Origin of the sequence: Marinilabilia salmonicolor JCM 21150, assembly GCF_000259075.1 — a bacterium.
In the GTDB taxonomy this organism is placed as follows: domain Bacteria; phylum Bacteroidota; class Bacteroidia; order Bacteroidales; family Marinilabiliaceae; genus Marinilabilia; species Marinilabilia salmonicolor.
This window is the reverse complement of sequence record NZ_AJKI01000026.1, coordinates 1-15,288: the sequence shown is the minus strand read 5'-3', so window position 1 is coordinate 15,288 and position 15,288 is coordinate 1. Positions and strand designations below refer to the sequence as shown.

The following is a 15,288-nucleotide window of genomic DNA, read 5'->3' as shown; positions in this document are numbered from 1 at the left end:
CGTTTTTTAATTTCATGTATAAAAATAAAACAGAAGAAATATGAAAATTCTTATTTTATGTACCGGAAACAGTTGTCGCAGCCAAATGGCACACGGCTTTATGCAATCCTTTAATAAAGATTTATATGTACGTTCTGCAGGTACAGAAGCTTCGGGTAAGCTCAATGCCAATGCAGTGAAAGCAATGAAAGAGATTGGTATTGACATAAGTCACCATACTTCTGATTCTGTGGAGAAATATTTGGGAGATGAATGGGATTACGTGATCACTGTTTGTGGAGGAGCCAACGAGAACTGTCCTGTTTTCATGGGAAAAGTGGAGCATCGCCTGCACATGGGCTTTGATGACCCGTCTCATGCTACAGGAACCGATGAATTCATCAGGAGCGAATTTATTCGTGTTCGTGAAGAGATAAAAGAGACCTTTAACAAGTTTTACAAAGAAGAAATAGAACCGCAGTTATGAATCCACAAGATTTGAAGTTGATTGTTCAGGATAAATATGGCAGGATAGCCCAAAAAGGTGGTTCCTGTTGTGGTGAGACTGGTTGTTGTGAAGGGGATGTCGATTATTCAGTGTTCAATGATGATTATTCCGGACAGGAGGGGTACAATAAAGAAGCAGACCTTGGCCTTGGATGTGGTCTGCCAACCGAATATGCAGGCATAAAAGACGGAGACCATGTACTGGATTTGGGCAGTGGAGCCGGCAATGACTGCTTCGTGGCCAGAACTCAGGCAGGAGATAACGGAAAAGTTACCGGGCTGGATTTCACGGATGAAATGATTCATAAAGCCAATGAGAATTTAAAGAAAACAGGCTTTAGGAACATTGAATTTGTGAAAGGTGATATTGAAGAGATGCCACTGCCTGATGCTTCTTTCGATGTGGTGATTAGTAACTGTGTGCTTAATCTGGTACCAGATAAGCAAAAAGCTTTCTCAGAGATATTCAGGGTTCTCAAGCCCATGGGACACTTTTCCATTTCTGATGTGGTGATAAAAGGAAAGTTGCCGGAAGGCCTGAAAAAGGATGCAGAGATGTATGCCGGTTGTGTATCCGGAGCCATTAATAAAGAGGAGTATATTTCCATTGTTGAAAAGCAGGGATTTTCGGGAATAACCGTTCAGAAGGAGAAAGAAATTGTTTTGTCGGATGAAACGTTGCTTTATCATATCAGTCCGAAGGAACTTGAAGCATTTAAGCAATCAGAGAACGGGATTTATAGCATTACACTGTATGCAAAGAAGTAATTGTCAGTCAATTTAAGAAAAGCTCTCTCACAGCTTTGAATCAGAATGATTAAACCTGATTAATTCACAAATTTACCTGTTACAATGTCCAATTATTTGCGAAAAAAAGTGTCCTCATCAAATTTGAAGCAGGAAATAGTGAACTGTTTTCAAGCCAAATTTGATTGCTGTTACTTGTATTTCTTGATATTTGAACATCTCACAACGATAATTCATGAATCGAAGATCGACGAAGTCAATAAATCAGGTTAAGTTGATAAAACTGAAATAAAACTTTGCTTTTTAGCGCATAGGGTAAAATTTATACGTTATGAGTACACAAAAACGAAAAATAGGATTTTTTGAAAAATATCTCACCATTTGGGTTGCCTTGGGCATACTTGGTGGAATAGGTATTGGTCATTTCGCCGGAGATTCCATCGAGATCATCAGCAGCCTGGAAATTGCCAAAGTCAATATTCCGGTTGCTATCCTCATCTGGCTGATGATTTACCCGATGATGCTTCAGGTTGATTTTTCAAGCATTAAAAAAATCGGAAAGCGCCCCAAAGGAGTCGTGCTGACACTTGTTGTAAACTGGCTTATCAAACCTTTTACCATGGCATTTTTTGCCTGGTTGTTCTTTTCTCAGCTTTATCAGGCCTGGATAGAACCCGAAATGGCCGGTGAGTATATTTCAGGAGCCATAATTCTTGGAGCGGCACCCTGTACAGCAATGGTGTTTGTTTGGTCGTATCTTACAAATGGGGATCCTAATTATACGCTGGTTCAGGTTTCTATTAATGATTTGATTATACTGGTGGCTTTTGTACCCATTGTCGGATTGCTTTTGGGTATCACGAATATTTCCATTCCTTATGATACATTGGTGGCCAGTGTATTGATTTTTGTTGTAGTTCCCCTTGTTGCAGGTGTTCTTACGCAAAAGATTCTGCTTAAGAGTCACGGAAAAGAATGGTTTAAAAATGTTTTTCTTCCGAAATTGAAACCTGTAAGTATTGTAGCTCTTCTGGTTACGCTGGTGTTACTTTTCGCTTTTCAGGGGCAGAACATTCTGAATAATCCCTTTATTATTCTTCTTGCGGCGGTGCCTTTGGTTATTCAGACCTATTTTATTTTTTTCATCACCTGGTTTGCCGGTAAGAGGCTGAAATTGTCGCATCCGGTATGTTCTCCTGCAGCAATGATTGGGGCCAGTAACTTCTTTGAACTTGCGGTGGCTGTGGCTATTTCACTTTTTGGGTTGCAATCGCCCGCAGCACTTGTAACTGTGGTAGGGGTACTGGTTGAAGTCCCGGTGATGTTGTCGTTAGTTGCACTGGCGAATAAGTGGAAATATTAACCAAAGTGTAAGATTATAATATAGCCGGAAAGCGCAAAGCAATTCATCGTTTGGTTGGCGCTTTTTTCATTACTTTTGTTGAATTGATGTATTATTTTGAGATTTATCGCTCAGAAATAGAAAATGATAAAAAAAATCCAGCAATCATTTGATCAGTTTAATATACTAAAATACGTTGTCAAGTGGTTCTTACTGACAATTCCGGTTGCTCTTGCCTCAGGTTCTCTGGTGGCCTTGTTTCTTTTCTTACTTGAAAAAGCGACTCATTTGCGATGGGAAAACGGATGGCTGATTTACCTGTTGCCTGTTGCCGGGATCTTAATCGTCGCACTTTATCGGTTTAAAGGGAAGAATGCTGAAGCCGGAAACAATCTGGTGATGGATGAGATTCACAAACCGGGAGGTGGAATTCCCGTGCGAATGGCTCCCTTTGTGCTGATAACGACGGTTGTAACTCACTTGTTTGGCGGATCGGCCGGCCGTGAGGGTACAGCCATTCAGATTGGTGGGAGTATGGCTCACTGGTTGGGAAAGATCTTTAAATTGAATCAGGGTGATTTCAGGATTTTGTTGATCTCAGGGATGGCCGCGGGTTTTGGCGGGGTGTTTGGAACTCCTGTTGCCGGAACTATTTTTGCCCTGGAGGTTATGGCTATTGGACGTATCAAGTACGATGCATTGTTACCTGCTTTCTTTGCTTCGGTGATGTCGCATATCGTCTGTACAGCTTATGGAATCACACATACGCATTATCAAATTGATTTCCATGAGGCCGTTACTTCAGGAACTTCTTTTTTACATTTTGATTTATCGCTGTTATTATGGGTGATACTGGCGGGTATCTTTTTCGGATTGGCAAGTTTTGGATTTTCCGAGTTATCGCATCAAATCAAGCATTTTGCCAATAAGTATATTCAACAAAAATTCCTAATACCCGTGATTGGAGCAGCACTGGTTTTAGGAATCTCATTTTTGTTAGGGACGCGCGACTATCTGGGATTGGGCGTTTATTCTCCCGACGGGGATGGAGTTTCCATTGTAAATTCCTTTAAAATCGGAGGAGCCGATACATTCAGTTGGTTTTGGAAACTATTGCTGACAGCAATTACCCTGAGTACCGGATTTAAGGGGGGAGAAGTGACTCCTTTGTTTTTCATCGGGGCCACTCTGGGTAATTCCATTGCTATGATCACGGGCAATCCTGTCCCGTTATTTGCTGCGATTGGTTTTATTGCGGTTTTTGCCGGGGCTACCAACACCCCAATGGCTTGCACCATTATGGGTGTGGAATTGTTTGGAGGTGAACATATTCTTTATTTTGCCGTAGCTTCTTTTGTCGCGTATTACTTCAGTGGGCATTCGGGGATTTACAGTTCTCAAAGGATCGATATTTCCAAGGGAGATATCGATCCTTCTATTGAGAGGGGTTCTACCTTGAAAAGTGCTCGAAAAAAGAAGATGAATCGGTAGTATGGTTTTTGTAAATTTGTTGTTTTTAATGATGAAAGTACTATTGTATTGCTGTTTTGAACTCTATTTTTTCTACTTTTTCACGAGCTGATTTTTCTCTTCTGATAATTTATAAAACGTTTAAAAACAAGGTTTCTGTCGCATTTGAAGTAGGTTTGGGATCAATCAAATCTTTATGAATAACTACTTTTTATACGCGCATTATTTTTCTTTGTACATTTCCCTTTATCTTGCCAAACTCTAAAACACAAACAAATAAAAACTACTATGAAAACGATTAAATTGGTATCTCTTTTGCTTCTATTTGCTATGGCTGCAAATAGTCAGGAGAAAAAGGCCATCTATCTTGACGACACCAAACCTATTGAAGACCGTGTTGAAGATGCTCTTTCACGTATGACGCTGGACGAGAAAATTGCCATTGTCCATGCACAATCAAAATTTAGCTCACCCGGAGTCGCCCGCCTGGGAATTCCGGAACTATGGATGACTGACGGGCCTCATGGTATTCGTCCCGAGGTTCTTTGGGATGAATGGGAGCAGGCAGGGTGGACCAACGACTCTTGTATTGCATTTCCGGCGCTTACATGTCTGGCCTCAACATGGAACGAGGATTTGTCTCTGCTTTACGGACAATCCATTGGTGAGGAAGCCCGTTACCGTGAAAAGGATGTGTTGTTGGGACCTGGAATTAATATCTATCGCTCTCCGCTCAATGGCCGTAACTTCGAATATATGGGGGAAGATCCTTACCTGGCTTCGCAAATGGTCGTTCCTTACATTAAAGGGGTTCAGCAAAATGGTGTAGCAGCCTGTGTAAAGCACTATGCGTTGAATAATCAGGAGACAGATCGTCACACCATTAATGTGAATGTGGACGATCGTGCTTTATACGAAATTTATCTTCCTGCTTTTAAAGCTGCTGTTCAGGAAGGAGGCGCCTGGGCCATTATGGGGTCATATAACCGGTATCAAAATCAACAGGGATGCCACAATGAGCGTCTCCTTGTCGAAATTCTCCGCAACGAGTGGGGCTTTGACGGAGCTGTAGTTTCCGACTGGGGGGGTGTTCACAATACGATGGAGGCCATTAAAAACGGACTCGACCTGGAATTCGGTACCTGGACAGACGGACTGACCATGGGAGCTACCAACTCTTACGACAATTATCATCTCGCCAATCCTTATCGGGAATTGATTAAAAAAGGAGAGGTTGGAACAGAAGAGCTGGATCAAAAAGTTCGCAATGTTTTGCGATTGAATTTCCGGACTGCAATGAACCGAAACAAGCCCTGGGGGTCAATGGGAAGCCCTGAGCATGCTGCAGCAGCAAGGAAAATTGCTGAAGAGGGAATTGTGTTACTGAAAAATGAAAAAAACACATTGCCCATTGACTTGAATAAAACCGATAAAATTGCTGTTATCGGTGAGAATGCCATTAAAATGATGACTGTGGGAGGAGGAAGTTCTTCGCTGAAGGCTTTGTATGAAATTTCTCCTTTGGACGGCATGCGAAACCGAGTTGGAGATAAAGCCGAGGTCGTTTATGCACGAGGATATGTGGGGGATGCCAGCGGAAGTTACAACGGGGTGGTTACCGGTCAGAACTTGTCCGACGACCGATCGCCGGAAGAATTGACAAAAGAAGCCCTTGAGGTTGCTCAGGATGCCGACGTGGTGATTTTTGTTGGAGGTCTGAATAAGAGCCAGCATCAGGATAGTGAAGGAGCCGATCGTCTGGGATTGGATTTGCCATACTACCAGGATGAATTGATTCGAAAACTAGCGGATGTCAATAAAAAGCTGGTGGTGGTTAATATCTCGGGGAACGCTGTAGCTATGCCATGGGTGGATGAAGTGCCTGCTATTGTGCAGGGATGGTTCCTTGGATCTGAGACCGGGAGTGCCCTGGCGTCCGTTCTTGTTGGTGATGCCAACCCTTCCGGTAAGTTGCCTTTTACTTTCCCGGTGAAACTGGAAGATAATTCAGCTCATTCTATTGGTGAATTCCCCGGAGAAGACGGGCAAGTTCATTATAATGAAGGCATCTTTGTGGGATATAGATGGCAGGAAAAAGAAAATATTGAACCACTTTTTAGCTTTGGTCATGGGTTGAGTTATACTACTTTCAAGTATGGGAAAGTATCTGCTGATAAAAAAGTGATGATCCCGGAGGGTAAGCTTACTTTCTCGGTAGATGTTACAAATACCGGTAAACGGGAAGGAGCCGAGATTGTGCAGTTGTTTATCAGTGATTTGAAATCTTCGTTGCCTCGTCCTGCGAAGGAATTGAAAGCATTTAAAAAAGTTTCATTGCAACCCGGAGAGACAAAATCAGTCACTTTTACCATCGATAAATCTGCTTTAAGCTTTTTTGATGCAGATACGCATGAGTGGGTTGCCGAATCCGGCGAGTTTGAGGCTCTTGTCGGGGCTTCATCAGCCGAGGTTAAAGACAAAATTAAGTTTGAGCTTAGGTAGATCTCATAGGAAATTCAATCTTCCGTGTTATATTTACACTTTCAAACTAAATAACTAATAAAACCATGAAACGAATTTTTATTTTTTTACTTGCTGTTGCGTTTTTGCAGGCGTGCAACTCTTCACCTCAAAAAAGTGCAGAGCCTGCAATTCCCAAAGATGCAGAGATTGAGCAGAAAGTGGAGGCTTTGCTTAGCGAAATGACTCTTGAAGAAAAAATCGGGCAAATGACTCAGTTGACTATCGACGTATTGGGTGTTCCCGGATCGGTTCATCAAGGTGATTTCCAATTGAGCGAGGCATTGTTGGATACAGTAATTGGAAAATACAAAGTGGGTTCTATTCTAAATACTCCCGGAACCACTGCTCAGACCAGAGATAAATGGCATGAGATCATCAGTAAAATTCAGGAAAAATCTCTGGAGGAAATTGGTATCCCGGCTATTTACGGATTGGATCAGATTCATGGCTCTACCTATATTCTGGATGGTACAATGTTTCCTCAGACACTGAATATGGGGGCAACCTTTAACCGCTCTTTGGTTCATAGAGGTGGAGAGATAACAGCTTATGAAACTAAAGCGGGTAGTGTACCCTGGACTTTTGCACCAACGGTTGACCTTGGGCGTGATGCGCGCTGGCCGCGTATGTGGGAAAATTACGGTGAAGATGCGTTATTGAATGCAGAAATGGCCCACGAAGCTGTTATTGGGCACCAGGGGGATGATCCCAATAATGTTGGTAAAGAGCAAATTGCTGTTTGTATGAAGCATTATATGGGATATGGTGCGTCTGTTTCAGGGAAAGACCGGACTCCTGCAATTATCAGTGAACAACAGTTACGTGAAAAGCATTTTGCCCCTTTCAAGGAAGCCATAGAAGCAGGAGCTTTAAGTGTTATGGTGAACTCTGGTTCTGTTAATGGAGTGCCTGTGCATGCCAGTTATGAATTATTGACTGAATGGCTTAAAGAAGATCTGAATTGGGATGGAATGGTTGTTACCGATTGGGCTGATATCAATAATCTTTATACAAGAGAGAAAACTGCAGCCGACAAAAAAGACGCCATTAAACAGGCCATCAATGCCGGTATCGATATGGCAATGGAACCGTATAACTGGGATTTCTGTGTTCTTTTGAAAGAATTGGTGGAAGATGGAGAAGTGAAGATGAGTCGTATCGATGATGCGGTTCGTCGTGTATTACGGATGAAGTATCGTTTGGGACTTTTTGAAACTCCCGTTTACGAGGTGGAAGATTTCCCGTTGTTTGGAGGTGAGGAATTTGGTAAAGCTGCTTTGCAGGCTGCTGAAGAATCTATCGTATTGTTGAAAAATGAGGACGATGTCTTGCCTTTGGTTGACGGGAAGAGGATTTTGGTTACAGGCCCCAACGCCAACTCAATGCGTACATTAAATGGTGGATGGTCTTACACGTGGCAGGGAACAGGTGCTGATAAATTTGCTGCAAAGCACAATACCATTCAGGAGGCTTTTAAAGCCAGATTTGGAAGCAGTAAAGTGGTTTATGAACCCGGTGTAACATACGATAATGATGGCCAGTACTGGGAAGAGAATGAGCCTGAAATCGAAAAGGCTGTTGCGGCTGCACGTAATGTGGATATGATTTTTGCCTGCATTGGTGAAAACTCCTATTGTGAAACGCCCGGAAATCTGAATGATCTGACTTTGTCAGAGAATCAACTTAATCTGGTTAAAGCCCTGAGCAAGACCGGCAAACCAATTGTATTGGTGATTAACAGTGGTCGTCCTCGTGTATTAAGTGAAATTGAACCGTTGGCAGATGCTGTGGTAAATGTGATGTTGCCCGGAAACTTTGGTGGTGATGCTTTGGCCAATTTGGTTAGTGGTGATGTGAATTTCAGCGGTAAGCTGCCGTTCTCTTATCCTAAAGCAGTGAATTCGTTGGGCAGTTATGATTACAAACCCAGCGAGCAAACCGGTATGATGGAAGGTGCATACAACTACAATTCTCAGATGTCGTTTCAATGGGCATTTGGTTATGGTTTGAGCTATACCGATTTCGATTACAGCAATCTTTCTGTGGATAAATCCTCCTTTACAGCCGGAGACGAGCTGACTTTTACTGTGGACGTGACCAATACCGGTGATGTTGTAGGGAAGGAAAGTGTTTTGCTGTTTAGCAGTGATCTTGTGGCTTCATTGACTCCTGATGTGCGTCGTTTGCGTAATTTCGAGAAAGTTGAAATTCAGCCAGGAGAAACAAAGACAGTTACTATGACCCTTAAAGGTTCTGATCTCGCGTTTGTTGGTGCTGACGGAAAGTGGATTCTGGAAGAAGGAGATTTTAAAGTACAGGTTGGCGAAGAAGTCGTGGATGTTGTTTGTGCTGAGACTAAAAAATGGGAAACTCCCAATATCTAATAAGCTTGCATAATATGAGATTAAAACGGGATTGTCCATGCGGGCACTCCCGTTTTTTTTGAGAGAAAGAGGGGATCAGAAAGTTGATTTGTATTTATTTCTTTTTATCCCGGATAAGGAATAAACTCCGTTTCTCCCGGTACCTTGGGGAAAAGTTGTTTTATCCAGTCTTTTTTTGCTTGCTTTAAGCGTTCTTTACTCGAGGAGACAAAATTCCAGTCGATGTAATGTTCTTCCGGCAGGGGAGTTCCGCCAAAAATGTAAACTGTTGAATTTTCTCCCATTTCAAATTCACAAACAACGCTGTCTTTGGCAATTAGTAACTGTTTTGACTCGTAAGTTTGTCCTTCGCTTGTGATATTCCCTTTTAGAATATAGATTCCGCTTTCGCCATACAAATCTTTGCCCGGCGATACTTTTTGAGGATATTTACTTTTGATTTCTATCATGTAGAGATTGCTAAAAGCCGGTACGGGTGATTTTTGTCCAAATGCTTCCCCTGCAATCAGTCTGAATTGTAACTCATCTTGTTCCCATTCCGGTATTTTATCTGCTTCGATATGTGTAAAAGAAGGTTCGATTTCCTCCTCCTCTTTTGGCAAAGCTACCCATATTTGCAGGCCGTGGAGACTTTTGTGTGCGTTACGCAGATAGTCTGGGGTTCTTTCGGAATGTACCACACCTTTTCCTGCCGTCATCCAATTTACTGCCCCCGGTTTAATTTCAACTTCATTTCCTAAGCTGTCCCGATGCATGATGGAACCTTCGAAAAGATAGGTGAGGGTCGAGAGTCCGATATGTGGATGAGGCAGAACATTCAGGTTCTGGTTTTTATCCATGGAGGTCGGGCCCATGTGATCGATAAAAACGAAAGGTCCTACTGCTCTTTTGCGTCGAAAAGGCAGTAGTCTTCCTACTAAAAAGTTTCCTATGTCTGCAGCTCTTTCTTCTATTATCAGGTTGTTTACTGACATAATGCTTTGGTTCTAATTAATTTTATGATTTCTGAAGATAGTAATTTGTTTGTTAAAAAAATAGAAAAAATAAATTAAGCGTTGCAACATATAAAGTTAAAACATATATTTGCAATGTGATTGATAATAAAAAAAGATCTATTGATATGGAAACAAGAAAACTTTTTACCGAACGTCGTTCAGTGAATAATTTTGACAAAACAAAATCACTTTCGCAGGAGCAGGTGAAAGAAATTGTTGATTTGGCAGTGATGGCTCCGTCTGCGTTTAATCTTCAGCCCTGGAGGCTTGTGATGGTTCAAACAGATGAGGGCAGGAACAAACTTTATGAGTTGGCCAATAATCAGGAGAAGATTCTTCAAGCCCCTGTTACCTTTATTGTTGTTGGTAACAAGGAGGGGTACAATAATGAAAATCCTGTATGGGAGGAAATGCTTCAATCGGTTGGTGGCAGAGAAGAAATTGTTGAAGGAGCCAAACAGGCTGCGCAGTTTCTCTATGGAACCAGTGAGGAGCGTAAGTTAAAGTTTGCAGAAAGCAATGCAGGGTTATTGGCTATGTCGTTGATGATTGCAGCCAAAGAATTTGGGGTGGATTCGCATCCTATGAGCGGGCTTGATTTTGACGGCGTTCATAAAGCCTTTGGACTTAAAGATAGTGAAGAGGTTGTGATGGCCATTGCTCTGGGGTATGCTGATGAGTCGAAAGACCTTTATCCGCGACGTCCCAGAAGGTCGTATGATGATATTGTTACTGTATTTTGAAAATGAAGGTTTAATTGTAAATTTTAAAGAGATGAAGAAGTTATTGTTTGTTTTTATAGTAGCAGTTGTCCTTGCAGTTAATGTTGAGGCACAGGAAACTAAAGAAGTAGATGTAAAGAAGAGTACTCTGACTTGGGAAGCCGGAAAAATTGGTGGATCACATGATGGAACCATCAATCTGAAATCAGGAGGTCTGGTGCTTAAAGACGACGTTATTTATGGTGGAGAATTCGTCATTGATATGGAAAGTATTGCCGTGACAGATATTGAAGATGAGTCATTGAATCAGCAGTTGGAAGGACATCTTAAGTCTGCCGATTTCTTCGATGTCGAAAACCATAAAACCAGCAGGTTTGAGGTTTTATCTTCATCAAAATCGGGTACTGACATAAAAGTCAATGGAAATCTTACCATAAAAGGAAGAACCAATCCTGTTGAATTTTTGGCACAGCCAACCAATGAAGGATACAAAGCGCGCATAGAGGTTGATAGAACTTTATACGATGTTCGTTACGGATCTAAAAAATTCTTTGATAATTTAGCCGACAAAGCCATTGATGATGAATTTTTCATTAATGTGGAACTATTTGTTAAGTAACCAAAGGATTGTTGAGCTATGCGCATCGAAGATGAGATAAAAGGACGCTTTCGGAACGAATACTACAAAGGGTTTATCAACCTGCGATATACTACAAATGTGCTGAGCTATGAAATGGTTCAGTCATTCAAACGGTTTGGCATTACTGAACCGCAATATAATGTTTTGAGGATTCTTCGTGGTTTTCGTTCTGAGGCGCCTTTGTCAATTGGCTTTGTTAAAGAGCGAATGTTGGATAAGGTGTCGGATGTGAGCAGGATTATCGACAGGCTGTTGGAAAAAAAGATGGTTACCAGAGTGGAAAATCCTGCTGACCGAAGGCAAAAGAGCATTGAGATAACCTCTAAAGGGCTTGCCTTGTTGGACGATATGCTGAGTTGTGAAAAGCAAACGGACAATCTTCTTTCAAATCTTTCTGCTGACGAGATTAGCGAGCTGAACCGTCTTTTGGATAAAGCCAGAGGGTGATTTTCTTCTTTACCGGAAATCACCCTTTTTTACTTTTATAAAATTGTGAATTCAGTATTATTGGTTGAGACGTGTTTTTTCTGAGATAATGAAAAGCCTCCATTTATAGTCAATAGGTGCCTCCTGTTGGTAGTGATTTTTTTATTATTTTTGTCGCTCTATGCATATACATTTATCAAAATATTGCGGCATTACTCCCCCCTGAATTTTTTATAGGAAAGGATGTGTCCTGCATAACCTTCTTATATTGCGTGTCGGTGACTCTTTTTAGTGTCATTGCTCGTTCAACAGATTTATTTCCTGAAAAGAATTTTTCCAATCATTCAAATATAAAACCGAGGCATGTTCAATCAGACCGAGAAAGAAGAGAGAAGCTACCTGGAAGAAGTTAAAGAAAAGTTGCAAACGGCCATCGATCGGATTGATAAAAATGTGCAGGAATATGCCAAAGAAGTTCAGGCTCAAAAGGACTATCTGTGGGAGCACAAAACCGGGATGGACCATGTGGAGAAAGTGGCTGTTCATCAGTCGGTAAGACAGTCTTCTTTGACTGGTGAGGCTGCCGTGGAAAAGAAAAAACGGTTGCGCAAGCTGATGCAATCCCCCTGGTTTGGTCGCTTTGATTTTAAAGAGCAGGGTGCTCAAAAAGCATTGCCTGTTTATGTTGGAGTTCATCCTTATTATGATGAGGAGCAAAAAGATAATTTGGTTTACGACTGGCGGGCACCGGTATCTTCCATGTTTTACGATTTTGAGTTGGGAGCGGCATATTATGAAGCTCCCAGTGGGAAAGTAGAGGGAGAAATCACCCTGAAGCGACAATTCCGCATTCGTTTTGGAGAGATGGAGTACATGCTGGAGAGTTCACTGAATATCCATGATGAGGTGCTTCAGCGCGAGTTGGGTAAAGCTTCGGATGACAAAATGAAGCACATCGTGGCAACTATTCAGCGTGATCAGAATGCCATCATCCGAAATGAAGATTCACGTGTGCTGATTATTCAGGGGGTGGCAGGTTCCGGAAAAACATCCATTGCTCTGCACCGGATAGCTTTTTTACTCTATCGGTTTAGAGAATCTATCTCCTCCAAAGATATTCTGATTTTATCGCCCAATAAGGTTTTTGCCGATTACATCTCCAACGTATTGCCCGAGCTGGGAGAGGAGCGAATCCCTGAAATTGGCATGGAAGAGCTGGCGCATCAGCTCCTGGATAAAAAAGTGCGTTTTCAGACTTTTTTTGAACAGGTTTCCTTGTTGTTGGAAAAGGAGGATGAGGAGTTCAGAAATCGCATTCAGTTCAAGTCAACTTTCGAGTTCGTAAATAAGCTGAATGAATATCTTACATACATCGAGAATAATTACTTTGAGCCGGAGATGTTGATGGTGCAACGCAATCCCATTCCGGATTCTTACATTTCCGATAAATTCAAGTCGCTACACCGGGTGCCGATCTTTTCAAGATTCAATGAAATTGTGAGTCATATTGAGCGCGACGTCTTGTTTTTCAATCAGTATGAAATTACCGGAAAGGAACGAAACGAGCTGCGTAAGAAAGTGAAAAATATGTTTCGAATCACCAACTTGCGCGAACTTTACAAAGATTTTTATCAATGGCTGGGGGAGTCTGAAATGTTTAAATATGCCCGTGCTTCCATCTTTGAGTATCCTGATGTGTTTCCGTTGACATACATGAAGCTGAAACTGGAGGGCTTCAAATCATTCAGCCATGTGAAGCACTTGCTGGTGGACGAGATGCAGGATTACACGCCCGTTCAGTATGCAGTTCTTTCGCGGTTGCTTCCTTGCAAAAAGACTATTTTGGGCGACGCCAATCAGTCTGTTAATCCTTTCAGTTCGTCCAATTCTGATGCTATTGCAAAAGTTTTTCCCGGTGCTGATTGTATGTTACTGAACAAAAGTTACCGCTCTACCAGTGAAATAGCCCGTTTTGCACAAAAAATCCGGCCCGACAGTGACCTCGAAGTTGTGGAGCGGCATGGAGAAGCACCCTCGGTGGAGTGTTTTAAAACCAGGCGTGCTCAAACTGATAGAATCAAAGCTGTAATCGATAAATTTGAACAATCGGACTATCATTCCCTGGGTATCGTGTGTAAAACCCAGAAGCAGGCAGCCAGAATCTATAAGAGTTTAGAAGATTCCTATGACAGAATTCTTCTGCTGACTGCCGAAACAGGGGCCTTTGGACAGGGGGTGGTTGTTACTTCATCTCACATGGCCAAAGGGTTAGAGTTTGATCAGGTTATAATCCCCGATGCAGATGCAGACAACTATAACAATGAAGTGGACCGGGGCCTTCTCTATATTGCCTGTACACGTGCCATGCACCACCTTAATCTAATGTATGTAAAAGAAAAATCGCCACTGCTGTTAGATTAATTACAATTGTAAATGAGTATTTTGGCGGCAAGCGTAACGAAGCAGGTGGTAATTTATGGACAGACACAAATTATCTTTTCAGGCAATTGGCACAGAATCGGATCTCAGGTCTGATTTTTAATCTCTCAAAAGGAATACTTTGGTGACACTTGGTGCAAATGCCAAAAATCCCGTCATTTTTAAGTTTCAGAACTTGTTCCAGTTGCGACAATCTGTTTTTGGAGTTGCGCATGCTGGCATCAAAAATTGTCTTGTTGTTGATGGCATCCATCCGGGAGATGCGCCCTATGGCACAGTCGGGTTCTATGGGTTCGGTGAATTGTTTCAACTCCTCTATTTTTGCCTTTAGTTTCTGTATTTCTGCTTCTATGATGGTTACTAATTGCTCTTTTTCGTCTTTGGTCATAATTCGTTTTTCGGTGGATTTGCTAAGATAGGTTTCTTGTTTTTTTCCGGCAAATGGTTGTTGTTACAATTTGCAATGATTCTTCTGGATGCTGTGAAATGATGTACTTTTACTTTAAATATGACAGAGGTTTACCAGAGAATCTGTTATTGCAAGGGCCCTGTCGGAAGCAATCTTTAATTGCAAAAGAATATTTTAAACTTTAGCTTGAATCTTTTCTATTCGGATGGTTATTATTCTTTAGGTATTTGTCTGTTTTTTCAGCAATTCGTTCCAGATAATCCAATATCTTCTCTTTTGATTCAGGAGGAGTTGACTCCATGGCTGTGGAGAATGAGTCAAGCACACGACTAAATTTCCGGAACTGGTTTTTGAGGATCTGTCTGTCTCCTGTTTCCCAGTAATAACCGTCGTCTTTTAGTTCGAAATCTTTCAGGTATTTTGAGCTGATATTTGAGGAGCTAATTTTCTGCATTGACTAAGTATTAATAAGAATTTGGGTTTCTTATCTACGATAAAAAAACCCGGTCTTATGACTGGGCTCCCATTTATTAACCCTATCCATCATCAAAAAAATGATTGAGGATAGGCATTTTAATTTAGTGGATTTTGGGGTTGTTGGCAAATTTGTGGGGTGGAGGTTGCGTTATTAATATATAAAATTCCTAAGTACATGACAAAATATTTATACAATCATTAAACTCCTTGATATTTAAGGCATTCATC

Annotated in this window: 13 protein-coding genes; 10 read left to right on the top strand and 3 right to left on the bottom strand. The window is 41.6% G+C overall.

The features are described from left to right. Positions 1–40: 40 nt before the first annotated feature. The 6 genes from W7W_RS0112850 (at position 41) to W7W_RS0112825 (ending at position 8,952) form a co-directional block, all read left to right on the top strand. Positions 41–466, top strand: a complete 426-nt coding sequence (locus W7W_RS0112850) for an arsenate reductase ArsC (protein WP_010664139.1) — start codon at positions 41–43, stop codon at positions 464–466. After that, complete coding sequence (gene arsM / locus W7W_RS0112845) at positions 463–1,254, top strand: arsenite methyltransferase (protein WP_010664138.1); 792 nt, start codon at positions 463–465, stop codon at positions 1,252–1,254. Before W7W_RS0112850 ends, arsM begins: the two co-directional genes overlap by 4 nt. A gap of 310 nt (positions 1,255–1,564) precedes the next feature. Further along, positions 1,565–2,596 carry an ACR3 family arsenite efflux transporter gene (arsB, locus tag W7W_RS0112840; protein ID WP_010664137.1) on the top strand — a complete coding sequence of 344 codons (1,032 nt, stop codon included), beginning with the start codon at positions 1,565–1,567 and terminating at the stop codon, positions 2,594–2,596. A 123-nt stretch (positions 2,597–2,719) separates the two neighbouring features. After that, a complete protein-coding gene (locus W7W_RS0112835) occupies positions 2,720–4,066 on the top strand; it encodes a voltage-gated chloride channel family protein (protein WP_010664136.1) in 1,347 nt (448 codons plus the stop codon). A 267-nt stretch (positions 4,067–4,333) separates the two neighbouring features. Further along, on the top strand, positions 4,334–6,547 hold the full coding sequence (locus W7W_RS0112830; RefSeq protein ID WP_010664135.1) for a glycoside hydrolase family 3 C-terminal domain-containing protein: 2,214 nt from the start codon (positions 4,334–4,336) through the stop codon (positions 6,545–6,547). A gap of 65 nt (positions 6,548–6,612) precedes the next feature. After that, positions 6,613–8,952, top strand: coding sequence for a glycoside hydrolase family 3 N-terminal domain-containing protein (locus W7W_RS0112825; protein ID WP_010664134.1), 2,340 nt, complete (start codon positions 6,613–6,615; stop codon positions 8,950–8,952). Between the two features lie 104 nt (positions 8,953–9,056). Here the strand turns inward: W7W_RS0112825 and W7W_RS0112815 are convergent, their stop codons facing one another. Continuing rightward, positions 9,057–9,926 (bottom strand): pirin family protein, encoded by an 870-nt coding sequence (locus tag W7W_RS0112815; protein ID WP_010664133.1) that lies wholly within the window; start codon positions 9,924–9,926, stop codon positions 9,057–9,059. A 146-nt stretch (positions 9,927–10,072) separates the two neighbouring features. On the opposite strand from W7W_RS0112815, the gene W7W_RS0112810 reads away from it, so the two are divergent. The 4 genes from W7W_RS0112810 to W7W_RS0112795 all read left to right on the top strand — a co-directional run bounded on the left by W7W_RS0112810 (position 10,073) and on the right by W7W_RS0112795 (position 14,156). Next, positions 10,073–10,690, top strand: a complete 618-nt coding sequence (locus W7W_RS0112810) for a nitroreductase family protein (protein WP_010664132.1) — start codon at positions 10,073–10,075, stop codon at positions 10,688–10,690. 31 nt (positions 10,691–10,721) lie between these two features. Beyond that, positions 10,722–11,288: a YceI family protein gene (locus W7W_RS0112805; RefSeq protein WP_025007156.1), complete on the top strand. Its 567-nt coding sequence runs from the start codon at positions 10,722–10,724 to the stop codon at positions 11,286–11,288. 18 nt (positions 11,289–11,306) lie between these two features. Beyond that, the gene (locus tag W7W_RS0112800) at positions 11,307–11,756 is read left to right on the top strand and encodes a MarR family winged helix-turn-helix transcriptional regulator (protein ID WP_010664130.1); all 450 of its coding nucleotides are present in this window, start codon (positions 11,307–11,309) and stop codon (positions 11,754–11,756) included. Between the two features lie 342 nt (positions 11,757–12,098). Then, on the top strand, positions 12,099–14,156 hold the full coding sequence (locus W7W_RS0112795; protein WP_010664129.1) for a HelD family protein: 2,058 nt from the start codon (positions 12,099–12,101) through the stop codon (positions 14,154–14,156). A gap of 70 nt (positions 14,157–14,226) precedes the next feature. Here W7W_RS0112795 and W7W_RS0112790 read toward each other — a convergent pair whose 3' ends face one another. Continuing rightward, complete coding sequence (locus W7W_RS0112790) at positions 14,227–14,562, bottom strand: TraR/DksA family transcriptional regulator (protein WP_010664128.1); 336 nt, start codon at positions 14,560–14,562, stop codon at positions 14,227–14,229. Positions 14,563–14,764: 202 nt separating this feature from the next. Further along, positions 14,765–15,037, bottom strand: a complete 273-nt coding sequence (locus tag W7W_RS0112785; protein WP_010664127.1) for a hypothetical protein — start codon at positions 15,035–15,037, stop codon at positions 14,765–14,767. Positions 15,038–15,288 lie beyond the last annotated feature (251 nt).